The 25,075-nt window shown below is 71.0% G+C and carries 24 protein-coding genes; 17 read left to right on the forward strand and 7 right to left on the reverse strand.

Translation table 11 applies throughout. The annotated features are described in order from the left end of the window. Positions 1-1,146: 1,146 nt before the first annotated feature. From ACZ6J5_RS00305 to ACZ6J5_RS00325, 5 genes are all read left to right on the forward strand, one after another. Entirely contained in the window at positions 1,147-2,160 is a 1,014-nt protein-coding gene (locus ACZ6J5_RS00305) for a hypothetical protein (protein ID WP_469386121.1), read from the forward strand. 942 nt (positions 2,161-3,102) lie between these two features. Continuing rightward, complete coding sequence (locus ACZ6J5_RS00310) at positions 3,103-4,113, forward strand: hypothetical protein (protein WP_469386123.1); 1,011 nt, start codon at positions 3,103-3,105, stop codon at positions 4,111-4,113. Between the two features lie 571 nt (positions 4,114-4,684). Next, a complete protein-coding gene (locus ACZ6J5_RS00315; RefSeq protein WP_469386124.1) occupies positions 4,685-5,098 on the forward strand; it encodes a helix-turn-helix domain-containing protein in 414 nt (137 codons plus the stop codon). A 21-nt stretch (positions 5,099-5,119) separates the two neighbouring features. Then, positions 5,120-5,671: a hypothetical protein gene (locus ACZ6J5_RS00320; protein WP_469386126.1), complete on the forward strand. Its 552-nt coding sequence runs from the start codon at positions 5,120-5,122 to the stop codon at positions 5,669-5,671. Between the two features lie 94 nt (positions 5,672-5,765). After that, positions 5,766-6,110 (forward strand): DUF2516 family protein, encoded by a 345-nt coding sequence (locus ACZ6J5_RS00325; RefSeq protein WP_362481804.1) that lies wholly within the window; start codon positions 5,766-5,768, stop codon positions 6,108-6,110. A 52-nt stretch (positions 6,111-6,162) separates the two neighbouring features. Here ACZ6J5_RS00325 and ACZ6J5_RS00330 read toward each other — a convergent pair whose 3' ends face one another. The 3 genes from ACZ6J5_RS00330 to ACZ6J5_RS00340 form a co-directional block, all read right to left on the reverse strand. After that, positions 6,163-7,398, reverse strand: coding sequence for a PP2C family protein-serine/threonine phosphatase (locus ACZ6J5_RS00330; protein ID WP_469386129.1), 1,236 nt, complete (start codon positions 7,396-7,398; stop codon positions 6,163-6,165). Positions 7,399-7,751: 353 nt separating this feature from the next. Then, entirely contained in the window at positions 7,752-8,807 is a 1,056-nt protein-coding gene (locus ACZ6J5_RS00335; RefSeq protein WP_469386131.1) for a C40 family peptidase, read from the reverse strand. A 257-nt stretch (positions 8,808-9,064) separates the two neighbouring features. Continuing rightward, positions 9,065-9,895 (reverse strand): class I SAM-dependent methyltransferase, encoded by an 831-nt coding sequence (locus ACZ6J5_RS00340; RefSeq protein WP_469386133.1) that lies wholly within the window; start codon positions 9,893-9,895, stop codon positions 9,065-9,067. Between the two features lie 309 nt (positions 9,896-10,204). Between ACZ6J5_RS00340 and mshA the strand changes: the two genes are divergently transcribed. Together mshA and ACZ6J5_RS00350 are read left to right on the forward strand one after the other, a co-directional pair. Further along, positions 10,205-11,563, forward strand: coding sequence for a D-inositol-3-phosphate glycosyltransferase (gene mshA, locus ACZ6J5_RS00345; RefSeq protein ID WP_469386135.1), 1,359 nt, complete (start codon positions 10,205-10,207; stop codon positions 11,561-11,563). Beyond that, entirely contained in the window at positions 11,556-12,095 is a 540-nt protein-coding gene (locus tag ACZ6J5_RS00350; protein WP_469386137.1) for a type III secretion system chaperone family protein, read from the forward strand. The genes mshA and ACZ6J5_RS00350 overlap by 8 nt, the downstream gene beginning before the upstream one ends. Before the next feature lie 50 nt (positions 12,096-12,145). Here the strand turns inward: ACZ6J5_RS00350 and ACZ6J5_RS00355 are convergent, their stop codons facing one another. Beyond that, a complete protein-coding gene (locus ACZ6J5_RS00355; RefSeq protein ID WP_469386139.1) occupies positions 12,146-13,528 on the reverse strand; it encodes an MDR family MFS transporter in 1,383 nt (460 codons plus the stop codon). Between the two features lie 127 nt (positions 13,529-13,655). Between ACZ6J5_RS00355 and ACZ6J5_RS00360 the strand changes: the two genes are divergently transcribed. The 3 genes from ACZ6J5_RS00360 to ACZ6J5_RS00370 all read left to right on the forward strand — a co-directional run bounded on the left by ACZ6J5_RS00360 (position 13,656) and on the right by ACZ6J5_RS00370 (position 15,560). Next, positions 13,656-14,414, forward strand: a complete 759-nt coding sequence (locus ACZ6J5_RS00360) for a phosphoglyceromutase (protein ID WP_362481820.1) — start codon at positions 13,656-13,658, stop codon at positions 14,412-14,414. A 217-nt stretch (positions 14,415-14,631) separates the two neighbouring features. After that, positions 14,632-14,985 carry a hypothetical protein gene (locus tag ACZ6J5_RS00365; RefSeq protein ID WP_469386141.1) on the forward strand — a complete coding sequence of 118 codons (354 nt, stop codon included), beginning with the start codon at positions 14,632-14,634 and terminating at the stop codon, positions 14,983-14,985. A gap of 74 nt (positions 14,986-15,059) precedes the next feature. Then, a complete protein-coding gene (locus tag ACZ6J5_RS00370) occupies positions 15,060-15,560 on the forward strand; it encodes a GNAT family N-acetyltransferase (RefSeq protein ID WP_469386143.1) in 501 nt (166 codons plus the stop codon). A 51-nt stretch (positions 15,561-15,611) separates the two neighbouring features. Here the strand turns inward: ACZ6J5_RS00370 and ACZ6J5_RS00375 are convergent, their stop codons facing one another. Then, positions 15,612-15,764 (reverse strand): hypothetical protein, encoded by a 153-nt coding sequence (locus tag ACZ6J5_RS00375; RefSeq protein WP_469386145.1) that lies wholly within the window; start codon positions 15,762-15,764, stop codon positions 15,612-15,614. Positions 15,765-15,878: 114 nt separating this feature from the next. Further along, positions 15,879-16,559, reverse strand: a complete 681-nt coding sequence (phoU, locus tag ACZ6J5_RS00380) for a phosphate signaling complex protein PhoU (protein ID WP_046908611.1) — start codon at positions 16,557-16,559, stop codon at positions 15,879-15,881. A gap of 319 nt (positions 16,560-16,878) precedes the next feature. Between phoU and phoR the strand changes: the two genes are divergently transcribed. Both phoR and phoP read left to right on the forward strand, forming a co-directional pair. Next, complete coding sequence (gene phoR, locus ACZ6J5_RS00385) at positions 16,879-18,180, forward strand: two-component system sensor histidine kinase PhoR (RefSeq protein ID WP_469386147.1); 1,302 nt, start codon at positions 16,879-16,881, stop codon at positions 18,178-18,180. A 40-nt stretch (positions 18,181-18,220) separates the two neighbouring features. After that, on the forward strand, positions 18,221-18,892 hold the full coding sequence (phoP, locus tag ACZ6J5_RS00390; protein WP_466728736.1) for a two-component system response regulator PhoP: 672 nt from the start codon (positions 18,221-18,223) through the stop codon (positions 18,890-18,892). A gap of 100 nt (positions 18,893-18,992) precedes the next feature. Here phoP and ACZ6J5_RS00395 read toward each other — a convergent pair whose 3' ends face one another. Beyond that, positions 18,993-19,610 (reverse strand): DUF461 domain-containing protein, encoded by a 618-nt coding sequence (locus tag ACZ6J5_RS00395; RefSeq protein ID WP_469386149.1) that lies wholly within the window; start codon positions 19,608-19,610, stop codon positions 18,993-18,995. 665 nt (positions 19,611-20,275) lie between these two features. On the opposite strand from ACZ6J5_RS00395, the gene ACZ6J5_RS00400 reads away from it, so the two are divergent. The 5 genes from ACZ6J5_RS00400 (at position 20,276) to rlmB (ending at position 24,967) form a co-directional block, all read left to right on the forward strand. After that, positions 20,276-20,758 carry a CarD family transcriptional regulator gene (locus tag ACZ6J5_RS00400; RefSeq protein WP_003953493.1) on the forward strand — a complete coding sequence of 161 codons (483 nt, stop codon included), beginning with the start codon at positions 20,276-20,278 and terminating at the stop codon, positions 20,756-20,758. Between the two features lie 312 nt (positions 20,759-21,070). After that, entirely contained in the window at positions 21,071-21,820 is a 750-nt protein-coding gene (gene ispD / locus ACZ6J5_RS00405) for a 2-C-methyl-D-erythritol 4-phosphate cytidylyltransferase (protein ID WP_469386151.1), read from the forward strand. Then, positions 21,810-22,379, forward strand: coding sequence for a 2-C-methyl-D-erythritol 2,4-cyclodiphosphate synthase (gene ispF / locus ACZ6J5_RS00410; protein WP_469386153.1), 570 nt, complete (start codon positions 21,810-21,812; stop codon positions 22,377-22,379). The genes ispD and ispF overlap by 11 nt, the downstream gene beginning before the upstream one ends. Positions 22,380-22,461: 82 nt before the next feature. Next, positions 22,462-23,856 carry a cysteine--tRNA ligase gene (gene cysS / locus ACZ6J5_RS00415; protein ID WP_469386155.1) on the forward strand — a complete coding sequence of 465 codons (1,395 nt, stop codon included), beginning with the start codon at positions 22,462-22,464 and terminating at the stop codon, positions 23,854-23,856. A 151-nt stretch (positions 23,857-24,007) separates the two neighbouring features. Beyond that, entirely contained in the window at positions 24,008-24,967 is a 960-nt protein-coding gene (gene rlmB / locus ACZ6J5_RS00420) for a 23S rRNA (guanosine(2251)-2'-O)-methyltransferase RlmB (RefSeq protein ID WP_469386157.1), read from the forward strand. Positions 24,968-25,075 lie beyond the last annotated feature (108 nt).

Here is a 25,075-nt window from a genome sequence, read left to right on the forward strand (position 1 = left end):
TCTAAAACGGCTCCTGCCGCACTATCTCCGGGCCTGGTCGGGTACGTCCCGGCACGGGACTGGATACGTTCTAGAAGGGGCCTGGAACGGAGTGGCGATGTCGTTGCCAGGCTGATCGTGACCATCGACACGGTGGTGCGCGCCCCGAGCGGGCACGACAGCAAGGCCCGCATCGCCCTGCTGGGCTAGGGCCTGTCGTCACACTCCGTCTGCCTCGCGACGCCTGGCACGCGCTCTCGCCGCACCGGGCGAAAGCCCGAGTACGTCCAGTACGCGGGCTTGCGCCCGGCACGCCGAGAGCACGCACCAGACGCCGCGAGGCCGCCCTCCGGGCGACGAGGGGACTTTGACGACAGGCCCTAGGCGGCCGAGCGCGGCAGGAGGCGCTCGGAAAGCGTCTGAGCCAGCCAGAACTTCAAGGGCTGCGGGATTACATGCCCCGCTGTCTCGACCTCTGTCTCTCCTGGTGTGACGGCGCAGAACAGGCCGCGTGAACGCTCACGGACTCTCCCGCAGCGGCGGACTGAACACGATGAGACCGCGCCTGAGGACACCAGCCGACCAAAGCAGACTGAACGACTCACCATCGACCTCGCCGAGGCCGGAACCCGCCGCGACCCGGCAGTCATCGACGCACCCACCTCACGACCACACAACGACCCACCGCCAGAGCCCACCACCTACCAGCGCATCGCGACCACGTTCAACAGCATCCCCGAAAGGCTCTCTGCTCTCATCTCCTCACTCGAACCACACCGACGAGCCCTCGGCCAACGCCACCCGCTCCCACCTGCGACGAGACGCCCGTCAGCTCCTCCCCGAACAACCTGGACGTAACCACACCCAGAAACGAACCCAACACCCCCTAGGGCTCATCGGGCTGTGTTGCTCGTAGTCATCAAGCCCCGCACTGTCACCGCGTTACGGTCGGCGCTAGCGCAGATTGAATGACGTCGTGGTGTGTTTTGTCGGCGGGCCCGTCTATGGGGCGGAGCCAGCCGACCGCTGAGTCGGTGTGCTTCCGTATGGCGGCGTCACTGGACCGGGTGACGCCAGTTTGGAGAATCGATCTTTGAGCTGCTCGGATGGGTTGGCACACGAAGTGTCTCCCGATTGCCATACGCCAGTACGCCACCGGAGCTGACTGTGAACGACGACGCTGCGCTTGCCTCCACACCGCTACCGGGCTTGGTGCGAGAGACCGTTACCCCTGCTGCTGCGGCGGAGATCTTGGAGCAGACCCGGCGTCATGGATGCAATCCGCGTAAGTTGGATTCTTCGTACGCGAAGCGGCTTGCGCGTGATATGTCCAGTGGAAGCTGGGATGACTACAACCCGGATGTGCTGTCGTTGTGTGAGCATGGGGCGGCGTTGCAGGGGCAGCATCGTCTCGAGGCAGTGATCATCAGTCAGGTGTCGCGGAGTTTCCTTGTCGCGCGGGATGTTCCCCATGCGACTGCGACGATTATGGACTGTGGCAAGGCACGCTCGGCGGCCACTGCGTTGTCCATCGTTGGTGTCGAGCGGCATTCCAAGGACATCTCCTCCACCGTCCGGCTGCTCCAGCACTACGACGTCGAACGCGACAAGGTTCCGTGGTCTGCCTGGCGGTCTGTCGTCTACACCAATGCCGAGATCGTGCGCTTCTTCCAGACCGCCTACAAGGACCTCGCAGTTTTCCTGCCTCTGATGACTGCCCTGAAGACGGGTATGTCCTCATCCCCGGCCGCTTCGCTCGCCTGCGCGTACCTGGTTCACCGGGACGGCGGGAACACCTCGAGAGCCGATGACTTCTTTGAAGGGCTGGCATCGGGTGCCAACTTGGACACAGTAGACCCCCGCTGGGTCGCGCGCCGCTACTTCCAAGGCCCCTCGCGCCCCCGGCGTGGCAACATGACCAGTGTTTATCACCTGGGTATCCTGATTAAGACGTGGAACTTGTGGGCTACTGGCCAAACGTGGCAACTCGTCTATTTTCGACCCAGCCAGGGCATGCCCGATGTCGTAAACGTCAGCGACGTTCCCACGTCTGGCATCAGAAGGGCAGACGGACCGCGTACTCCCTCACGCCGCCGCACCTCTGGTCGCGTTCCTGTATCTAGCAGGAACGAAGGCGTTCAGGTGCATCTTCCCCTGGATGAGAGTTGCATTCAGGTATGAGGCCGGCGTCTCAGAGTCCGTGGACAGTTGTCATGGGCGGGTACGCGGGCGACGGTCGGCGAGTGGCGATGGTTGATAGAGAAGAGCCCTGCGCTTCCTGTTCCGCGGCCTCCGACGCGGAGTACGGACCGCTGCCTGAGGGCGATGCCAGAGGGGTGCGCCGGCGCGGTGGGTGCGGAAGCTGTTGCCACCTGGCAAGGCAGTCCAGAAGGCTCGTGTTGCGCCACCTGGTTTCTCCTGCCCACGCCACAGGGCTGATTCGGGCAGCAGTCGTTGATCTTGAGTGGTGTGGCCTGGTGCGATGGAGCGTGACAGGAGCCCCGGCGCATGGGGCTCCCGTCACTATCCGTGATGCTCTCAGAAAGGATCCACACGGACATGACCCATAGTCTCAGGGGACCTGCCGCTCTGTGGCGGCGCAGGAGTCCCGGCGAAGCCGTCGCCTGTACGGCGGATCTCTTGCCGTCATGCGCTGGCCCTGCGCATTGGCCCTCACCAACGCACGCACCGCTCAGAGCCCTTGGGCGCACCCCGCTGTTTCAACAGCGCACAGTGCTTGTGTTGTTCGGGGCCTGCGCTTTCGCCAACAGTGTGGCCTGCCTCGTGGCGTTCGCTGGCGGACAGCCCCTGTCCGCTCTGACCGCGGGAGCCTGTACGTTCGGCGGAACCTTTGGTTTTTTGCATAAACATACAGAGTGACAGCACCCAGAGGGATTTATTCCTCTCGCATCTAACGGGTATTTGCTCGCTTTGCCCTCACTGGCCTCGCTACTCTCTGCTTCTTGGGAGAGCGGATCCTGTGGCGGGTGGGCGGGGCCCGTATCCGCATGCCTCAAGGTCATGTGGTCAAGCGACGTGAGCCGGGAAAACGCCGTGGTGATGCAGGGCATCACCACGGAATCCGCTCATGGTCTTTATCCCGTAGTCAACCGGAGTCCGCCCGTGAACGACGAGAGCATGTCCGTTCTCGCACCTCTGCCTGATCCGGTGCGAGAGACCGTTACCCCTGCTGCGGCGGCGGAGATCTTGGAGCAGACCCGGCTTCATGGATGCAATCCGCGTAAGTTGGATTCTTCGTACGCGAAGCGGCTTGCGCGTGATATGTCCAGTGGAAGCTGGGATGACTACAACCCGGATGTGCTGTCGTTGTGTGAGCATGGGGCGGCGTTGCAGGGGCAGCATCGTCTCGAGGCAGTGATCATCAGTCAGGTGTCGCGGAGTTTCCTTGTCGCGCGGGATGTTCCCCATGCGACTGTGACGATTATGGACTGTGGCAAGGCGCGTTCGGCGGCCACTGCGTTGTCCATCGTTGGTGTCGAGCGGCATTCGAAGGCCATCTCCTCCACCGTCCGGCTGCTCCAGCTCTACGATGCCGAACGTGGGAACGTTGCTTGGCCGGCCTGGCGGTCTGTCGTCTACACCAACGCCGAGGTCGTGCGTTTCTTCCAGGACACCTATTCGGACCTCCCTAACTTCCTGCCGCTCATGACGGCGCTCAGGAGTGGGGTCTATTCCGCCCCTGCCGCATCACTGGCCTGCGCGTACTTGGTGCACAGGGACGGCTGTGACACCCTGAAGGCCGATGAATTCTTCCAAGGGTTGATCTCTGGAGCGCACTTGGACACGGCGGACCCCCGCTGGGTCGCTCGCCGCTACTTCCAGAACCCCGCCCGCCCTCGGAACGGAAACACGGTCAGTCCGCTCCAGCTGGGACTGCTGATCAAGACTTGGAACCTGTGGGTTTCGGATGCTGTGTGGGAGAACGCGTACTTCCGTCCCAACGAGCGTATGCCCGACGTCGCCCGTGCTCGCTCCCGTTACGTAGGCGTCGACGAGCGGCGTGATGCGGCGGGCCTTGCCGGTGGCGCGGATCCCTCTCCGACGAGTCGTCGCGCCGCCAGCGGGACTCGGGTCCCCAGGCAAGAGCTCAGCTTCGTGCAGGCGCACATCTGAGCGTTCTGGGGGGTGGTTGCGCCCGGGTTGTTCGGGGAGGGCCTGGAGCGCGGGTTCCGCCGCGGGCGAGAGCGTCGATGACGCTCGGGTGGTGGAGGGCTCCGACGGGTGGGTTCCGGTCTCGGCGAGGTGGTGGTGAGCCATTCAATCTGCTTTGGCCGGCTGGTGGTCCCATGTGCGGTCTCATCGTGTTCAGTCCGCGGAGGCGGGAGAGTCCGTGGATGTTCACGCGGCCTGTTCCGTGTCGTCGCGCCAGGAGAGGCAGAGGTTGAGATAGCGACGTACGGATCACCAGGTGCGAGCGCGGCCTGAGTGTGGATAGGTGGCACACGCGTTGCGCCCGAGCTCGCAGTGAGGAGCCGGGGATCCTTCAGTCCCCTCCTCCGAACTGATCAGACAGTCGATGTCGTGCTGGGAGTACCCCACTGCGCGATTGCTCCTCAGCGCTCTGCCGAGCCTTCGCCGGGTCGTCCAGTTGATCCGATGGGGCTGCGTGAGGCGGGTCGGCTGTGACGGAACTATTGCAAGCGGCTGCTTGCAATAGTTAGCGGGGACTGGCAGGGTCTGGGGTATGGCATCGCTCAACGTCGGCAATCTTGGCGAGTACCTCCGCGAACAGCGGCGCACCGCGCAGCTGTCACTGCGGCAGCTCGCCGAGGCCGCGGGCGTGTCCAATCCGTATCTGAGTCAGATCGAGCGAGGGCTGCGCAAGCCCAGCGCCGAGGTGTTGCAGCAGGTCGCCAAGGCGCTGCGGATCTCCGCCGAGACGCTGTACGTGCGGGCCGGGATCCTCGACGAGAAGGAGCGGGACGAGCTGGAGACGCGCGCCGTCATCCTGGCCGACCCGTCGATCAACGAGCGGCAGAAGCAGGTGCTGCTCCAGATCTACGACTCCTTCCGCAAGGAGAACGCCGCCGAGGCCGCGCAGGCCGCCGAGCAGCAGGCACAGCAGGCGCACCAGCCGCCGCAGCCCACCGAGACGTAAACCTCCGGGAGGACCACGACCATGGCCATCATCGACGAACTCCGCACCCCCCTCTACTTCGCCGCCGGCACCGCCGACCTCGCCGTCCAGCAGGCCAGGAAGGTTCCCGGCCTGATCGAGCAGATCGCCGCCGAGGCCCCGTCCCGGATCGAGGCCGTCAAGAAGACGGACCCGAAGGCGGTCCAGGAGAAGGCGCAGGCGAAGTTCGCCGAGCTCGTGGGCGGTCTCGACACCGACCTGAAGAAGCTGGGCGAGCAGGCCCAGGACCTCGCCCTGCGTGGCGTCGGCGTCGCCGCCGAGTACGCCGTCAAGGCGCGCGAGAAGTACGAGGAGCTCGCCGCCCACGGCGAGGAGACCGTGAAGGCCTGGCGCGGCGAGACCGCCGAGGAGGCCACCGAGATCTCCGTCGTCGTCGAGCCCGAGCCGGTCGTCGAGCCGGTCGTCGAGCCCGTTGCCGAGGCCCTCGTCGAGGAGCCCGCCGTCGAGCCCGAGGCCGAGGCCAAGCCCGCCCGCAAGCCCGCCGCCCGCAAGGCGCCCGCCAAGAAGGCCGCCGCCGCCGAAGGTGCCGAGTAGCGGTCGAGCCGGGCACTATTCGCCGTGTCCCGGGCGTTGTAACGGGTACCTTGACCGCGAGGCGCTCTCTCCACTCACCTAGGCGGTGCACAGCATGTTGCGCGAAGGATTCGACTCGGCTCTGGGGCTGGTCGTCAGGCTGGTCTTCCTCGGCTTCGCCGTCGCCCCCCTCGTGTTCGCCGCGATGGCGCGCGAGGACGCCTTCCGCGCGGCGGAGAAGCAGACGAAGAAGTTCTGGCTGATCCTGCTCGGCGCCAACCTGGTCATCAACCTGTTGCTGCCGATCCTCTTCCTCCAGATCGCCGGCCTCATCGCCGCCATCGTCTTCATGGTCGACGTCCGCCCCGCGCTCCGCGCGGTCTCCGGCGGCGGAGGCGGCAGGCGCGGCGGCGGCTCCAGCAGCGACGGGCCGTACGGCCCGTACAACGGCGGGCGCTGAGCCCGTCTCCCCGTGACGCGCGTGACGCGGTGGTGGTCAGGTCCCGGTGGCGTCAGCCCCGGGGCCTGTCCCGTTCCAGGGCCAGGACGGCCACGTCGTCCGTCAGCTCGCCGCCGTTCAGCGCCCGCACCTCCGTGACGGCCGCGGCCAGCAGCTCCTCGCCGCGCAGCCCCGCCGCGAGCTGCCGGTTGATCATCTCGACCATCCCGTCCTGCCCGAGCCGAGGCGAACCGGGCCCCGCCGAGCGCCCCTCGATCAGCCCGTCCGTGTACATCAGCAGGCTCCAGGCCGCGCCCAGCTCCACCTGGCGGCGCGGCCAGCGCGCGTGCGGCAGCAGGCCGAGCGCCGGGCCCCCGGCCTCGTACGGCAGCAGCCGGGCCGCGCTGCCGTGCCGCGCGATCAGCGGCGCCGGGTGCCCGGCCAGGCACAGCCCGGCCCGCCGCCCGTCCGGCGCGATGTCCACGGTGCACAGGGTCGCGAAGATCTCCTCGCTCTCCCGCTCGTGCTCCAGGACCCGCTGCATCGTGGACAGCAGCTCGTCCCCGCACAGCCCCGCGAAGGTCAGTGCCCGCCAGGCGATCCGCAGCTCCACACCCAGCGCCGCCTCGTCGGGGCCGTGCCCGCAGACGTCGCCGATCATGGCGTGGACCGTGCCGTCGGGCGTGCGCACGGTGTCGTAGAAGTCGCCGCCGAGCAGCGCCCGGGACCTGCCGGGCCGGTAGCGCGCGGCGAACCGCAGATCGGAGCCCTCCAGGAGCGGGGTGGGCAGCAGCCCGCGCTCCAGGCGCGCGTTCTCCTGGGCCCGCAGCCGCGACTCGGCCAGCTTCACCTGGACGACGTCGGCGCGCTTGCGCTCGACGGCGTAGCGGATCGCGCGGCTCAGCAGCCGCCCGTCCAGCTCCTCGCGGAACAGGTGGTCCTGGGCCCCGACCCGTACCGCCTCGGCCGCCAGCTCCGCGTCCGCCGAGGCGGCCAGCGCGAGGACGGCGTGGCGCGGGGCGAGCCGCAGGATGTGCCGCAGCGGCGCCAGCGCGTCGTCGTCGGCGCCGCGGGGCGCGGGCAGCGCGAGGTCGACGAGCACGCAGTGCACGTCGTCGGTGAGCAGCCGCTCGGCCTCGGTGAGGTTGCGGGCGGTACGGATGCGGACCCGGGTGCCGACGGCGTCGAGCAGCTCGGGTACGACGAGGGCGCCCGCCGGGTCGTCCTCGACGACCAGGAGCGTGAGCTCGGCGGCGGTGCCTGAAGCCGGGAGAGAATCGATTCTCTGCCGAGGTACGGGTACGGGCATCGGTCTGGGTTTCCTTCCCTCCCCCCGAGGGCCGGGGACCGACCATAGCGGTAGCGCCCCGCGCGGCGGAACGGGCGATCGGCCGCTGGACCGGAGTGACGGGGGAGGGGGGCGGCGGCCCGGGCCGTGGCATATGCCGCGGATGGGGAGGTAGTCGCACGCGGGCGGCCGGATGGGGGCGGACGGCGCCGCGCCCGGCGGCTCCCGCCCGCCCCCGGCACGATGAGAAACGTCACTGCGCCCGCGCGCGGCCGAGAGGGCTCCGGGACCGCCCGGCCGCCCGGCCGCGAGAGCGCGAGAGCTCCGGGACGGGCTGCGTTACGGCTACGGGTGCGGCTACGGCAATGGCACGGCTACGGCCGGACCACGCCCAGGATCTCCATCGAGCCGGCGCCCGCGACCGTCACGTCCCGCCCGGGGCGGGGCGCGTGCACGATCGCGCCGTTGCCGACGTACATCCCGATGTGGCTCGCGTCCTTGAAGTAGACGATCAGGTCGCCGGGCCGCATGTCCTTGATGTCGACGTGCGGCAGCAGCCGCCACTGCTCCTGCGAGGTGCGCGGGATCGGGCGCCCCGCGCTGCCCCAGGCGCGCTGGGTGAGCCCCGAGCAGTCGTACGAGTCCGGGCCCTCGGCCCCCCACACGTACGGCTTGCCGATCTGCGAGGTCGCGAACTGCACCGCCCGCTTGCCCTCGGGGGTCGTCGCGGTGCTCAGGCCCTTGAGGATGCCGGAGCCGACCCAGGCGGTCTGCGCCCGGTACTGCTCCTGCTCCTCCAGGGCCAGCAGCCGGGCCCGCTCCTCGGCGGCGAGCTCGGACTCCAGCTTCTCGGCGGCGGCGATCTTGTCGTTGATCTCCTTCTTCGCCTTGGCCTGCTTGAGGCGGTTGGCCTCCAGCTTGGTCCAGTTGACGCTGGCGTCCTTGGCGTAGGCGGTGAGCTCGTCCTGGGTGCGGGTCATCTCGCCGAGCAGGTCCCGGGTGGCCTTCTGGCCCTCCTTCAGGCGGCTCGCGTTGTCGAGGAAGAGCTGGGGGTCGTCCGTCAGCACGAACTGCGCGCCCTCCGGCAGCCCGCCGTTGCGGTACTGGGCGCGGGCGGCGGCGCCGGCCCTGGCCTTGAGGTCGTCGATCTTCCCGTTGCCGGCGACGATCATCCGGGCCAGCTTCACGATCTCGCCGGACTGCTCGTCGGCCTTCTCCTCGGCGAGGTTGTACGCGTCGGTGGCGGCGGCGGCCTGCCGGTAGAGCCCGTCGATCTCCTTGCGGACCTCGTCGAGGGTCTTCTTCGGCTGGCTCGGCGGGGCCGGCGGCAGCGGTGCCGCGGCGGCCTGGAGGGTGAGGGCGGGTGAGGCCAGCACCGTCAGGGCGCAGACCACGGTGATCGTGGCGATGGCGTGGCGGTGTCGGTTCACAGGCTCCCCCTCTGGCGGCCCACATCGGTGGCCTGGTCGATGGCCGAAATCTGATTTACCGTCAGTAACTTAGTCGTGACCTTGGTGATGGTGCCACGAGGGCGCCGAAAACGACAGGGGAAGGCGGGGCCCGACCACTTCCCCCTCGGTGGACGATCGATTGGCCGTCCGCGTTCCCCATGGTGGGGAGGAGAGGGGGAACGCCGGCGGAGAATCGGCGGAATAGCGGTGGAATACGGGCGGAATACGGGAGTTCTTCAGCCGGAGTCAGACGTTCCGTAGCCGGCCAGCCCGCCGTCCCGAGGGGCCAGCGCCTCCCAACGGACCGTCACCTCGCCCTGCCGCCAACGCCGCGGACCGTCCGTCAGCGGCCAGTCCGCCGCCAGTTCGCGGACCGAGCGGATCCAGCGCTGCCGGGCGCCGAGCGAGGCGTACGGGGCCGCCGCCGCCCACGCCCGGTCGAAGTCCCGCAGGAAGGCGTGCACCGGCTCGCCCGGCACGTTCCGGTGGATCAGCGCCTTCGGCAGCCGCTCCGCCAGGTCGGACGGGCGGTCCAGCGAGCCCAGCCGAGTGGCGAACGTCACGGTCCGCGGCCCGCCCCGGCCGAGCGCCACCCACACGTGCCGCCGCCCGATCTCGTCGCAGGTCCCCTCCACCAGCAGCCCCTCGGGCGCGAGCCGCCCGCACAGCCGCTCCCACACGGCGGCGACCTGGTCCTCGTCGTACTGGCGCAGCACGTTCGCGGCCCGGATCAGGGCCACCTCGCCCGCCACCGGCACCTCGAAGCCGCCGTGCCGGAAGGCGAGCCCCTCGCGCTCGTACGGCTTGGCGGCGGCGACCCGGGCGGGCTCGATCTCGACCCCGACGACCCGGGTGCGGGGGTCGGCGGTGCGCAGCCGGGCCAGCAGCTCGACGGCGGTCCAGGGAGCGGCCCCGTAGCCGAGGTCCACGGCGACGGGCGCGCCGGCCGAACGCCGCAGCGCCGGCCCGTGCGTGGCCGCGATCCAGCGGTCCTGGCGGCGCAGCCGGTTCGGATTGGTGGTCCCGCGGGTGATCGTGCCGACGGGGCGGGTGGTGCGGGGGGCCATGGCACGAGCGTACGGGGTGGGGCGGGGGCGGACCCCGGCCCTGTCCCGGCCCGTCCCAGTCCCGGCCCAGGCCCGTACCCAGTCCCGGCCCAGGCCCGTACCCGGCTTGTACCCGTACCCGGCCCGTAACCAGCCCCGGCCCCGGCCCAGGCCCGTACCCGCCTCGACCGGGACCCCGTAATGAATTGGCAAAGCGGCCCGGGGCGGGGAAATGAAATCCGCCATTCCGGTGTTCTGGCGGCTGGAGGACGGAGACCGCGCCCTCCGACAGTCATGCCCGCCATGCCCGACAGCGGAAGGACCGCCGACGTGAGCCAGTACGTGTCCCGGTTCGCCGGCACCCTGGCGGCGCCGCCCCGGCTCCGGCTTCCCGGCCGGCACCGCGGCCCGCGCCGTGTGGCGATGCTCAGTGTCCACACCTCCCCCCTGCACCAGCCCGGCACGGGCGACGCGGGCGGCATGAACGTCTACATCGTCGAGCTCGCCAAGCGCCTCGCCGCCATCAACATCGAGGTCGAGATCTTCACCCGGGCCACCACCGGCGGCCTCGCCCCGGTCGTCGAGCTCGCCCCCGGGGTGCTCGTCCGGCACGTGGACGCGGGCCCGTACGAGGGGCTCGCCAAGGAGGAGCTGCCGGCCCAGCTGTGCGCCTTCACGCACGGCGTGATGCAGGCCTGGGCGGGGCACCGGCCCGGCCACTACGACCTGGTCCACTCCCACTACTGGCTCTCCGGCCACGTCGGCTGGCTCGCCGCCGAGCGCTGGGGCGTCCCCCTCGTGCACGCCATGCACACCATGGCCAAGGTCAAGAACGCCGCGCTCGCCGAGGGCGACACCCCCGAGCCCGCCGCCCGCGTGATCGGCGAGACCCAGATCGTCGAGGCGGCCGACCGGCTGATCGCCAACACCGCCGAGGAGGCGGACGAGCTCGCCCGCTTCTACGAGGCCGACCCCGCCAAGCTCGCCGTCGTGCACCCGGGCGTGAACCTGGACCACTTCCGCCCCGCCGACGGGCGCGCCGCCGCCCGCGCCCGGCTGGGGCTGCCCGCCGACGCCTTCATCCCCGTCTTCGCGGGCCGCATCCAGCCGCTGAAGGCCCCGGACATCCTGCTGCGCGCGGCGGCCGTGCTGGTCGACCGCGACCCCTCGCTGCGCTCGCGCATGGTCGTCCCGGTCGTCGGCGGCCCGAGCGGCAGCGGGCTCGCCAAGCCCGAAGGGCTCCAGAAGCTGGCCGCGAAGCTGGGCATCGGCGACATCGTCCGCTTCCACCCGCCGGTCGGGCAGGAGCGGCTCGCGGACTGGTTCCGGGCCGCGAGCGTGCTGGTGATGCCCTCGTACAGCGAGTCCTTCGGCCTGGTCGCCATCGAGGCGCAGGCGGCCGGCACACCGGTCGTCGCGGCGGCGGTGGGCGGTCTGCCCGTGGCCGTACGGGACGAGGTCACCGGCTTCCTCGTGCAGGGCCACGATCCGGCGGACTACGCCCGCGCGCTCGGCCGGTTCGCGGACGACCCGGCGCTGACGGCGTCGATGGGCGCGGCGGCGGCCCGGCACGCCGGTTCGTTCGGCTGGGACACGGCCGCCTCCGGGACCGCCGACGTGTACACGGCGGCGATGCACGACCACCGGCTGAAGGAGCAGCGGCGTCGCGTACGCTCGCACCATGGCTGAGGCTCAGGCTGCGGGCGGCGGGCGGACCGCCGCGATCATCGAGATCACCAAGATCATCGAGAGTACGTTCAAGGACGCGGAACTGGAGTGGGAGTCCCCCGAGGCGGGCTCCTACGTGGTCAAGCTCCCCGGCACCCGCAAGCTGTTCACGACCCTGTCGCTGCGGGTCGGCCGCCACTCCCTCTCGCTCAACGCCTTCGTGATCCGGCACCCGGACGAGAACGAGGCGGGCGTCCACCGCTGGCTCCTGGAGCGGAACCTCAGGCTGTACGGCGTGGGGTACGCGATCGACGCCCTCGGCGACGTCTACCTGGCGGGCAAGCTCCCGCTGGCGGCGGTGACCCCGGAGGAGCTGGACCGGCTGCTGGGCTCGGTCCTGGAGGCGGCGGACGGCGACTTCAACACGCTGCTGGAGCTGGGCTTCGCGTCGGCGATCCGGCGCGAGTACGAGTGGCGGGTGTCGCGCGGCGAGTCGACGCGGAACCTGGACGCGTTCAGGAACCTGACGGAGAAGGGCCGCCCGACGGGCTGACCCTTCTCCGGCCGGGGAAGACCGTCACGTACGTACGGAGGGACCGGGGGTCAGGGAGCGACGACCTTCCCGGAAGCGACGGTCTCGGCGCTCTCGGCGGTCTCTTCGGCCGAGACCGGCGCGACGGGAGCCACAGGCGCGACGGGAGCCACGGGCACGACGGGAGCCACAGACGCACCCGCTCCCGCTCCCGCCCCCACGACCTCGTCCCGCTCCGCCCCGGCGAGGGCGCCCCGCAGGAGGGTCTGGTAGCCGACGGCGGCGACGGTGCCGATCACGGCGCAGGCGATCCACAGCACGTCCGGGCCGGGCCCGTCGACGATCAGGCCGGCCAGGATCGGCGCGACGAACCCGGCGAGGGCCCAGGACATGCCCATCACGCCCTGGTAGCGCCCTCGGGCGTGCTCCGGGGAGAGCAGGGCGGTGGCGGCGGCGTTGGTGGGGACGTGGACCATCTCGCCGATCGTCCAGACGACGACGGTGGCGGCGAACGCGACCGAGGAGCCGGCCAGCGCCGTGGCGCCGGTGCCGAGGGCGAAGAGCAGCGAGGAGACGGTCAGCAGCAGCACGGGGGAGCGCTTGTCCGTGTACTTGTTGACCAGGAGCTGGAAGACGACGATCACGATGCCGTTCACGGCGATGACGACGCCGTACGCGGAGGGCTTGAGGCCCTCGCCGGCCATGGTGAGCGGCAGGCCGATCCAGGGGGCGGTGAAGACGAGGCAGACCAGCAGGTTGAGCAGGACCAGGGTGCGGAAGGGCGCGTCGCGCAGGACGGTGAGGATGCCGACCTTCTCCTCGGCGACGGCCTCGCCGGTCACCTGGTCGACCTCGGCCTCGGGCCGGGTCTCGGGCAGCCGCAGGAAGACGATCAGGGCGCAGAGCGCGGTGGCGGTCGCGTCGGCGATGAAGAGGGCGTGGTAGCCCAGCACGATCGCGGCGCCGCCGCCGATGGCGGCGATGGCGAAGCCGAGGTTGAGGGCCCAGTAGTTGAGGGCGTAGGCGCGGCGGACGTCGTGCGCGGGGACCATGTCGGCGATGGCGGCGTTGATGGCGGGGCGCACGCCCTGCATGGCGACGCCCATCAGCAGGACGACGGTGGCGATGCCCCAGGCGCTGGTGACGAAGGCGAGCATCAGGGCGCAGGTGGCGGCCGCCAGGTGCATGGTCACCATGGTGGGGCGGCGGCCCCAGCGGTCGGTGAGGTAGCCGCCGAGCGGGGACCCGGCGACGCCGCCGAGGCCGTGCAGGGCGACGACGAGTCCGGCGAACCAGGCGGAGTGCCCGAGCTCGGTGGTGAGGTAGAGCGAGAGGAAAGTCAGGACGAAAGCCCCGGTCCGGTTGACCAAGGTCGACAGCCAGAGCCACCAGAACCCGGGCGGAAGTCCCGCCGTCTGGGCCCGTGCCGATCGGATGAGTGAAGAGATCGACATGTGAGCCCGCCCCCTGGGTGTTACGTAAGTGCCGCTTTCCGGGAGTGAAACTTACGCATCTCATACGCCGGACGCCACTGAATTGACGGCGCGCGTCAATCGGCGGGTGTCGTCTAGGCTCGGACGCATGGCCGACGCACCGTACAAGCTGATCCTCCTCCGCCACGGCGAGAGCGAGTGGAACGAGAAGAACCTGTTCACCGGCTGGGTGGACGTGAACCTCACCGCGAAGGGTGAGAAGGAGGCGGCGCGCGGCGGTGAGCTGCTGAAGGACGCCGGCCTGCTGCCCGACGTGCTGCACACCTCCCTCCAGAAGCGCGCGATCCGCACCGCCCAGCTCGCGCTGGAGTCCGCGGACCGCCACTGGATCCCGGTCCACCGCTCGTGGCGCCTGAACGAGCGTCACTACGGCGCCCTCCAGGGCAAGGACAAGGCGCAGACGCTCGCCGAGTTCGGCGAGGAGCAGTTCATGCTGTGGCGCCGCTCGTACGACACCCCGCCGCCGCCGCTCGCCGACGACAACGAGTACTCCCAGGCCCACGACGCCCGCTACGCGTCGATCCCGCCGGAGCTGCGCCCGCAGACGGAGTGCCTGAAGGACGTCGTGGAGCGGATGCTCCCGTACTGGTACGACGGCGTCGTCCCGGACCTGCTGGCCGGCCGCACGGTCCTGATCGCCGCCCACGGCAACAGCCTGCGCGCCCTGGTCAAGCACCTGGACGGGATCTCGGACGCGGACATCGCGGGCCTGAACATCCCGACCGGCATCCCGCTGGCCTACGAGCTGGACGAGAACTTCAAGCCGCTGAAGCCGGGCGGCACCTACCTCGACCCGGACGCCGCCGCGGCCGCGATCGAGGCCGTGAAGAACCAGGGCAAGAAGTAACCCTGACGCACGCGCGAAAGGCCCCCTCCCCGCGGTTTCCGCCGCCGGGGAGGGGGCCTTCGCCGTGACCCCGGGGAACGGCCGGACGGGTGAGGGGGAAACCTTCCGGCCGGTGGGGCGGGCATGAGCGGGGCCGTGGGGGAGCAGGGTGCGGGGCGGGCACCGGTCGGTCCGGCGCCCGCCCCGTACCCCGACTTCTCACGGAACGAGAACCCCTGTGCGTCTCCGGCACTCCCTCGCCGCCGCTTGCGGCGCCCTCGCCCTGACGGCCGCCCTGGCCACCCCCGCCCACGCCGCCAGCGGCGCCTTCCACTACAAGGTCGTCGGCCTGGACGGCACTCCCGTGTCGGCCACGCTCCAGGACCCCGAGAGCGGCGTGTGCGTCGTGCTGCCCGAGGTCGCCGACCCCGGCTCCTCGGAGCCGGCCTTCGCCCCGCACAACGACACCGACGAGTACGCGATCGTCTTCACCGGACCGGACTGCGGCGGCGACCACTGGACCCTGCGGCCCCACGGGCGCCCCGCCTCCGACCGCCTGAAGCTCCGCTCGGTCGCCTTCATCGGCACGTGAGGGGAAGGGCCCCCGGGGGACGGGGGCCCTTATCCCGGTGCGCTCCGGGTGCCCCCTTGGCTACCGTCCAGGCCATGAGCACGTCACCGCACCTCGCACCCGTCACCCCCGCCACCGTCGACGCCGCCCTCGCCCTGCGCGTCCACCCGCACCAGGAGAAGAACGTCGCCCCCGTCGCCCACTCCCTCGCGGAGGCGTACGCGCACGGCGAGACGGCCTGGCCGAGGCTGGTGTTCGACGGGGAGGAGCTCGTGGGCTTCCTGATGGCCTTCGTCGACATCCAGTGGAACCCGGCGAAGGACCCGGCCGACCGCCGCAGCGGACTGTGGCGCCTCAACATCGGGGCCGGGCACCAGGGCAAGGGATACGGGCGCTTCGCCGTGGACGCCGTGCGCGAGGAGCTGGCGCGGCGCGGGGCGCGCGAGATGTACGTGACCTGGGAGCCGGGGGAGCACGGTCCCGGCGACTTCTACCGCCGGCTCGGCTTCGAGGAGACCGGCGAGACCAGCGGCGACCAGACCGTCGGCGTCCTCCGCATCGGCCCCGGCGGCGCCTCCGAGGCCCCGGACGCCTGAGGCCGGTGCCCGGGGCCGGGCCCCGCTCGGTCGGCGGGGCCCGGCCTCAGGTCAGCCGGAGCAGCCCCCGCACTGGCAGGGCCCGCCGGACTGGCAGCCGCAGCCGCAGCCCGAGCCGCAGCCGCAGGCGCCGAGGACGGGCAGGAACTCCGCGTCGCGCGGGATCTCCTGCTGGGGGTCGGTGGTCGGAGCGGATTCGGCCATGGGGTCCCTCCCTGGAAGGCGTACCTCGCCTCTTCCCCTTGGATGCCCAGGGAATGCCCGCGCCACGGGGCGCATCGACGGCGCACTGGTGTGCGACCCCCGTCTCCGTACGGCTTACGCGCCCTCGACCGGCGACTCCGCCGGCTGGAGCTCGTCCGCGTGCTCGCCCGTCACCAGGTACACCACGCGCTTGGCCACCGACACCGCGTGGTCGGCGAAGCGCTCGTAGTAGCGGCCCAGCAGCGTCACGTCGACCGCCGTCTCGATGCCGTGGCTCCAGCGGTCGTCCATGAGGTGCTGGAAGAGCGTGCGGTGCAGCAGGTCCATCTCGTCGTCGTCCTGCTCCAGCTGGAGCGCCAGGTCGACGTCCTTGGTGATGATGACCTCCGCCGCCTTCGCCATCAGGCGCTGCGCGAGCTGTCCCATCTGCAGGATCGTGGCGTGCAGGTCGTTCGGCACCGCGCGGTCGGGGAAGCGCAGCCGGGCCAGCTTCGCGACGTGCTGGGCCAGGTCGCCCGAGCGCTCCAGGTCCGCGCTCATCCGCAGCGAGGTGACGACGATCCGCAGGTCCGTCGCCACCGGCTGCTGCCGGGCGAGCAGGGCTATCGCGCGGGCCTCCAGGTCGTGCTGGAGGTCGTCGACCCGCTGGTCGGCGGCGATCACGCTCTCCGCCAGCTTCAGGTCCGCGTCCAGCATCGCCGTCGTGGCGCGCCCGATCGCCGACCCGACCAGGCGGGCCATCTCGACCAGGCCCTCGCCGATCGAGTCAAGTTCCTCGTGGTACGCGTCACGCATGGATGTCCCTCTCTACCTCTACGACGACCGGAGTCGGCTCCATGACCGGAGCCGGCCCCGCGACCGGGGTCGCCTCCGCGACCGGGATCGGGTGGGCTCGGACTCCCACGCTCCCACGTTCGGCCCCGTACGCGTCGGGCTCCACCCCCTCACATGAACCGGCACCGTCACCCAGGTGAACTCTGGGCGACGCGCGGCGCGTAGCCCACCCGAGCAAATGAACCAGCACCGTCCCCATGGTGAACTCTGGGCGACGACTGTTCGAGCAGCCACTCGGGCGGCTGGGAGAGTGCCGACGGACCCGCATAACCTGGATGCCATGGACGTGAACGCGGCGGTCGCCGCATTGGCCGCTATCGCCGGAGTGTGCACCGGCGTGATCGCCATGCTGGCGTTCCGCTGGAGCGAGCGCGACCAGGCGAGACCCACCCGTACCTCCCTGCACACCGACGCCGTGCTCCCGCCCGGCGTCGACACCGTGCTGTCCGTGCTGCGCTCCTCCGCGGTCGTCCTCGACGAGAGCGACTCGGTGGTCAAGGCCAGCTCGGCGGCGTACGCCCTCGGGCTGGTCCGGGGCGGCAAGCTGGCCGTGGAGCCCATGCTCAACATGGCCCGCGACACCCGCAGGGACGGGGAGATACGGCAGGTCGAGCTCGACCTGCCGCGGCGCGGTACGGGACGCGGCGAGGCCCTCGCCGTCTCCGCCCGGGTCGCCCCGCTCGGCTCCCGCCTGGTCCTGCTGCTCGTCGAGGACCTGACCGAGGCGCGCCGGATCGAGGCGGTGCGGCGCGACTTCGTGGCCAACGTGAGTCATGAGCTCAAGACTCCCGTGGGCGCCCTCTCGCTGCTCTCCGAGGCCGTCATGGACGCCTCGGACGACCCCGAGGCGGTCACCCGTTTCGCGGGCCGGATGCAGATCGAGGCCACCCGCCTCACCAACCTCGTCCAGGAGCTCATCGACCTCTCCCGGGTGCAGAACGACGACCCGCTGGAGGACTCCGAGCCGGTGCGGGTGGACGAGCTGGTCGCCGAGGCGATCGACCGCTCCCGCCACACCGCGTCCACCAAACAGATCACCATGGCCTCCGGCGGCACCGCCGACCTGCACGTCTGGGGCAGCCGGGGCCAGCTCGCCGCCGCCCTGGGCAACCTCGTCGAGAACGCCGTCAACTACTCGCCGGCCCGTACCCGGGTGGGCATCGCCGCCCGCCGCGTCGCGGCACCCGGCGGCGACCTGATCGAGATAGCCGTGACCGACCAGGGCATCGGCATCTCGGAGAAGGACCGCGAGCGGGTCTTCGAGCGCTTCTACCGCGTCGACCCGGCCCGCTCCCGTGCCACCGGAGGCACGGGCCTCGGCCTGGCCATCGTCAAGCACGTGGCCGCCTCGCACGGCGGGGAGGTCACGGTCTGGAGCACCGAAGGCCAGGGCTCCACCTTCACCCTGCGGCTGCCCGAGGCGGGCGCCGCGCGGCGGAGCCGCGGGTCCGCCGCCGAGGCCGGCGTCGCCGCCGACCTCGACGCCGACTTCGATCCGGACTTCGACACGGAGTTCGGCGCGGAGTTCGACGCCGCCCCCGGCACCGCCGCCTCCGCCTCTCCCACACCCCCGCTCTCATGACCGAACCGCTCCCCGCCCCGGAGGACCTTCCGTGACCCGAGTGCTTGTCGTCGAGGATGAGGAATCCTTCAGCGACGCCCTGTCCTACATGCTCCGCAAGGAGGGTTTCGAGGTCGCCGTCGCGGCGACCGGGCCCGACGGCCTCGACGAGTTCGAGCGCAACGGAGCGGACCTCGTCCTCCTCGACCTGATGCTGCCGGGGCTGCCCGGCACCGAGGTGTGCCGCCAGCTGCGCGGCCGCTCGAACGTCCCGGTCATCATGGTGACCGCCAAGGACAGCGAGATCGACAAGGTCGTCGGCCTGGAAATAGGAGCCGACGACTACGTGACGAAGCCCTTCTCCTCGCGGGAGCTGGTCGCCCGCATCCGCGCGGTCCTGCGCCGCCGCGGCGAGCCGGAGGAGGTCACCCCCGCGGCCCTGGAGGCCGGCCCGGTCCGCATGGACGTGGACCGGCACGTGGTCACCGTGGCGGGCGGCAAGGTCGACCTGCCGCTGAAGGAGTTCGACCTCCTGGAGATGCTGCTGCGCAACGCGGGCCGCGTCCTCACCCGGATGCAGCTGATCGACCGCGTCTGGGGCGCGGACTACGTGGGCGACACGAAGACCCTCGACGTCCACGTGAAGCGCCTCCGCGCCAAGATCGAGCCCGACCCGGGTGCCCCGCGCTACCTGGTGACGGTCCGCGGCCTGGGCTACAAGTTCGAGCCGTAGGCCGCGAGCGGCGCGCTGAGCGCCTGAGCCGCCTGAACGTACGAAAGGGGCGCCCCCTCCTCGCGGAGGGGGCGCCCCTTTCGTACAACCGGTCGGACGGTCAGTGACCGGCCGCGTGGCTCGCCTCGCCCGACGGGGTGGCGGTGCCCGAGGGGGTGGCCGTGCCCGACGGGGTCGTCGTGGCGGTGGCCGGCGGGGCCGGGATCTCGGTCGGGCCGAACTCCTTGAAGTAGCTGTGCGCCGGGACGACGAAGGCGTTCAGGCCCACGTCACCGGTCTTGCTCAGCTTGAAGACGACCTTCTGGGCGTCGCCGTTCTTCGCCTCGCGCAGGCCGCCCTCGATGGTGGCGGTCGCGTTGCCCTTGCCACCGATGGTGACGGAGCCGCCGGCGGGGACGACGATCGGACCGTCGCCCTCGGCCGCCTTGAGCTTCACCGTGCCGGTGGTGCCCGGCAGGGTGACCGAGTCGACGGTCTGGCGGGTCGTGCCGTTGTTGAAGACCGTCGCGGAGACGACGGCCGGGCCCACGGCGCCCGGCTCGGGCTGGGTGATCACGAGCGCGTTCTGGATCTTGACGTCGTCCACCGTGACGGCGGCGTTGTCCGGCCGGATGCCGAGCGTCTGTGCGTTGTTGCCCGCCCCGCAGGCGGACAGCGAGGCGATCGAGAGAGCGATGGCGGTGGCGGCGAGGGCGCCGCGTCGAAGGCTGCGGCTCACGGCGGCGGCATCTCCTAGGACGAACGGACAGGCTAAGGACGAGCTAAAGGTGTGTCAGCGGCCTTAGGTTACCGAGCCGCACTCTCCGTCCCGCACCCGACCCGCCCCCTTACGCCCCCGCGGGCTCCCCGGGCCGCCCGCGCGCCCCGTCCGCGCCCCGCTCCCGCCCCGCTCCCGGGCCGTCCTCGGGCCCGCCCCGAGACCGTCATGAACACGCCGACATGGCCGGATCACGCCCCATTGACCTGCCGTTCACATAAGCGCGGTGATCAATTCGGCCACCGTCCCGCATTCCCCCGGCCCGATCATCGGAAAAGCCCGCACCGCCCTCCCGGTGATCAATTCGGGATTCGGTCGGTTGAGTACCCTGGATGCATCCGTACGAGTGGGCGATCCTCGAACGGAGTACGTGAAGAGGGCCACACCGAACCGGGCAAACCGGGGCATCAGCCCACTGTCGCGACGCCCCGGACAGGTGTAGCGTGCGCGTTTCTCTCCGTCCGCACAGCGGCTCCGACCTGCGAATACCGCCTTCCGGAAGCCCGCCGCAGCACGTCCGCCGCGCTGTTGTCAAGCCCCGAGATATGCCCTGACCTGCGAAAACGCCATTCAGAAGAAGCCGTATCCGTGTTACCCTGGATAGCCACGGAAGGGGTACCTGTCACATGACGTTCAAGGTTGGCGACACCGTGGTCTATCCCCATCACGGGGCCGCGCTGATCGAGGCCATCGAAACTCGCCAGATCAAAGGCGTGGACAAGACCTACTTGGTGCTCAAGGTCGCGCAGGGCGACCTGACGGTTCGTGTGCCGGCGGACAATGCGGAGTTCGTCGGAGTTCGCGACGTGGTCGGTCAGGACGGGCTGGACCGGGTCTTCGAGGTGCTGCGCGCGCCGTACGCCGAGGAGCCGACGAACTGGTCTCGTCGATACAAGGCAAATCTGGAGAAGCTCGCCTCCGGCGACGTCATCAAGGTCGCCGAAGTGGTGCGCGACCTGTGGCGCCGCGAGCGGGAGCGAGGCCTCTCCGCGGGTGAGAAGCGGATGCTCGCCAAGGCTCGCCAGATCCTGGTGAGCGAGCTCGCTCTCGCCGAGAACACCAATGAGGACAAGGCCGAGGCCCTCCTCGACGAGGTGCTCGCGTCCTGACGCCTGCGCTCTGACGCCTGGCGTCCAGCCATGCTCAACACCCATGCCGCGGTGCCTGCCGACGCGCTGTGAATCCCATCGATGGATCCCCCAGGGGCCCATCGGTGCCACAGCGCCTCGCCGGGCACCGCGGCATGTTCGTCTCTTCCTACCCGACCCCCCACCGCACGTCTCCGGGCACCCTCCGTACCGCTCTCGCAAAGGCGACGCCCCGACCGTCGTCACGGAAAGGGCCCGGTCGAGGCGTCGCAACAAGCTCGTTGACGCCATACCCACGTCGCCCGCGGAAACAAACCTGCCGGAGTGCAACCGATGTCAGACGAAGCGCGTCCTCCACGTACCGCCGTGGTGATCCCCGCGGCCGGCCGGGGCGTACGCCTCGGCCCGGGCGCCCCCAAGGCGCTCCGCGCGCTGAACGGCACCCCCATGCTCATCCACGCCGTCCGGGCGATGGCCGCCTCCCGCGCCGTCTCCCTCGTCGTGGTCGTCGCGCCCCCGGACGGCGCCGCCGAGGTGAAGAACCTCCTCGACGCGCACGCCCTCCCCGAGCGCACCGACTACGCCGTCGTCCCCGGCGGCGACACCCGCCAGGAGTCCGTCCGCCTCGGCCTCGACGCCGTCCCGGCCGACGTCACCACCGTCCTGGTGCACGACGCCGCCCGCCCGCTGGTCCCCGTCGACACCGTCGACACCGTGATCGAGGCCGTACGGGACGGGGCCGTCGCCGTCGTCCCCGCGCTGCCCGTCGCCGACACCGTCAAGGAGGTCGAACCGGCCGAGCGCCCCGGCGGCCCCGAGCAGGTCGTCGCCACCCCGGTCCGCGCCCGGCTCCGCGCCGTCCAGACCCCCCAGGGCTTCGACCGCGACACCCTCGTCAACGCCCACGCCACCGTCGCCCTCACCGGCGAGGGCGCCACCGACGACGCCGGCATGGTCGAGAAGCTCGGCGCGCCCGTCGTCGTCGTGCCCGGCCACGAGGAGGCGTTCAAGGTGACCCGCCCGCTCGACCTGGTCCTCGCCGAGGCCGTACTCGCCCGCAGGAGGGCCACCGATGGCTTCTAGCCCCTCTCCCTTCTCTCCGCTGCCCCCGCTGCCCCGTACCGGCATCGGCACCGACGTGCACGCCTTCGAGCGGGGCCGCGAGCTGTGGTGCGCCGGCCTGCTCTGGGACGAGGCCGCGAGCGAGGGCTACGGACTCGCCGGGCACTCCGACGGCGACGTCGCCGCCCACGCCGCCTGCGACGCGCTGTTCTCCGCCGCCGGAGTCGGCGACCTCGGCGCCCACTTCGGCACCTCCCGCCCCGAGTGGTCCGGCGCCGCCGGCGTCACCCTGCTCGCCGAGGCCGCCCGGATCGTGCGCGCCGAGGGCTTCGAGATCGGCAACATCGCCGTGCAGGTCATCGGCGTCCGCCCCAAGGTCGGCAAGCGCCGCGACGAGGCCCAGAAGGCGCTCAGCGCGGCGGCCGGCGCGCCGGTCTCCGTCTCCGGCACCACCACCGACGGGCTCGGCCTGACCGGGCGCGCCGAGGGCCTCGCCGCCATCGCCACCGCGCTCGTCTATCCGGCCGCGCCGCCCGCCGCACCGGCCACTCCCGGCACGGCGCCCGCACCGGCGCCGTAATCGGCCCCGTAGGCGCAAAAAAGGCGCCCCGCGACCGGGAAACGGGCGCGGGGCACTACCACCCGCCCACTACCCTGGAGTGGTGACCATTCGCCTGTACGACACCAGCGCCCGGCAGATCCGCGACTTCACCCCGCTCACACCGGGCTGTGTCTCGATCTACCTCTGTGGCGCCACCGTGCAGGCCGCCCCGCACATCGGCCACATCCGGTCGGGGCTGAACTTCGACATCATGCGCCGCTGGTTCGCGTACCGAGGCTACGACGTCACGTTCATCCGGAACGTCACCGACATCGACGACAAGATCATCATCAAGGGCGCGGAGCAGGGGCGCCCCTGGTGGTCCATCGGCTACGAGAACGAGCGCGCGTTCAACTCCGGCTACGAGGCGCTCGGCTGCCTCCCGCCGACCTACGAGCCGCGCGCCACCGGCCACGTGCCCGAGATGATCGAGATGATGCGCGGCCTCATCGAGCGCGGCCACGCCTACGAGGCGGACGGCAGCGTCTACTTCGACGTGCGCTCCTTCCCGGACTACCTGTCGCTGTCCAACCAGGACGTCGACGACCTGCTCCAGCCCGACGAGGGCGTCTCCGGCAAGCGCGACTCCCGCGACTTCGCCATGTGGAAGGCGACCAAGCCGGGCGAGCCCGACTGGGAGACCCCGTGGGGCCGGGGCCGCCCCGGCTGGCACCTGGAGTGCTCGGCCATGGCGCACAAGTACCTGGGCCCCGCCTTCGACATCCACGGCGGCGGGCTCGACCTGATCTTCCCGCACCACGAGAACGAGATCGCCCAGGCCAGGGCCTTCGGCGACGAGTTCGCGCGGTACTGGGTGCACAACGCCTGGGTCACCATGAGCGGCGAGAAGATGTCGAAGTCGCTGGGCAACAGCGTCCTCGTCTCCGAGATGGTGAAGAACTGGCGCCCGATCGTCCTGCGCTACTACCTGGGCACCCCGCACTACCGCTCGATGATCGAGTACAGCGAGGAGGCCCTGCGCGAGGCCGAGGCGGCGTTCGCCCGCATCGAGGGCTTCGTCCAGCGCGCCACCGAGAAGGCCGGGGCGCCCGTCGCCCCCGCCGCCGAGGTGCCGCCGGCCTTCGCCGAGGCGATGGACGACGACCTGGGCGTGCCGCACGCGCTGGCGATCATCCACACCACGGTCCGCCAGGGCAACAGCGCGCTGGCCGCCGACGACAAGGAAGAGGCGGTCGCCCGCCTCGCCGAGGTGCGCGCCATGCTCGGCGTCCTCGGCCTGGACCCGCTCGACCCGCACTGGGCCGACGAGTCCGGCGGCGAGGAGCTCCACGGGGTCGTCGACACCCTCGTACGGCTGGTGCTCCAGCAGCGCGAGTCGGCGCGGGAGCGCAAGGACTGGGCGACCGCGGACGCCATCCGCGACCAGCTGAGCCAGTCGGGCCTCGCCATCGAGGACGGAGCGGACGGCCCCCGCTGGACGCTCGGCAACCGCTAGCACGCCGATGATGTGCCGTCCGGGGCCCCGGGCGGCACACTTCAGTTACCGGACGTGTCCTCCACGCGGACCCGTCCTACAGAGAGACTTACGCACAGGGAGTACGCGCGGACTGACGCACGTACACAGCAGGCAGAGGAAACAGGTAGTCATGGCCGGGAACAGCCAGCGCAGGAACCGCCGCACGTCCAACAAGAAGGGCGCGACGGTCGGCAGCGGTGGCCAGCGGCGCAAGGGCCTGGAAGGCAAGGGCCCGACGCCCAAGGCGGAGGACCGCAAGGGCCACAAGGCCTTCCGCGTCTCCAACGCCATGGCCCGGCAGGCCGCCAAGCGCCGCCCCGCCCCCCGCCGCGGCGGTCCCAAGGGCCAGAGCGAGATGGTCGTCGGCCGCAACCCGGTCTTCGAGGCGCTGCGCGACGGCGTGCCCGCCACGACGCTGTACGTGCAGCAGTTCATCGACAACGACGAGCGGGTGCGCGAGGCGCTCCAGCTCGCCGGCGCGCGCGGCAACATCAACCTGATGGAGGCCCCGCGCCCCGAGCTCGACCGGATGACCAACGGGCTCAACCACCAGGGTCTGGTGCTCCAGGTCCCGCCGTACGAGTACGCGCACCCGGAGGACCTGACCGCCGCCGCGTACGACGACGGCGAGGACCCGCTGATCGTGGCCCTCGACGGCGTCACCGACCCGCGCAACCTCGGCGCGATCGTCCGTTCCGTCTCCGCCTTCGGCGGCCACGGCGTGGTCATCCCCGAGCGCCGCGCGGCCGGCATGACCGCCGGTGCCTGGAAGACCTCCGCCGGCACCGCCGCGCGCACCCCGGTCGCCCGGGTCACCAACCTGACCCGCGCGCTCCAGGAGTACAAGAAGGCCGGCATCGCGGTCGTCGGCCTCGCCGCCGAGGGCACGCACGAGGTGCAGGAGCTGGACGCGCTGGCCGGCCCGGTCGTCATCGTCGTCGGCTCCGAGGGCAAGGGCCTCGGCCGGCTCGTCGGCGAGACCTGCGACTACCTCGTCCGCATCCCGATGCCGGGCGGCGCCGAGTCGCTGAACGCCGGTGTCGCCGCGGGTGTCGTGCTGTACGAGGCGGCGCGCCGCCGGGCGCGCTGACCCGCCGCCCCGGCGTCCCCCGGACGGGCTGACCCGATCGGGGGACGCGCCCCCTCCGTGATCTTGACGGGTCTCGGACATTTGGGAGCCGTCAAGGCAGTGTCCTAA

The organism is Streptomyces sp. NPDC042100, from assembly GCF_055582325.1.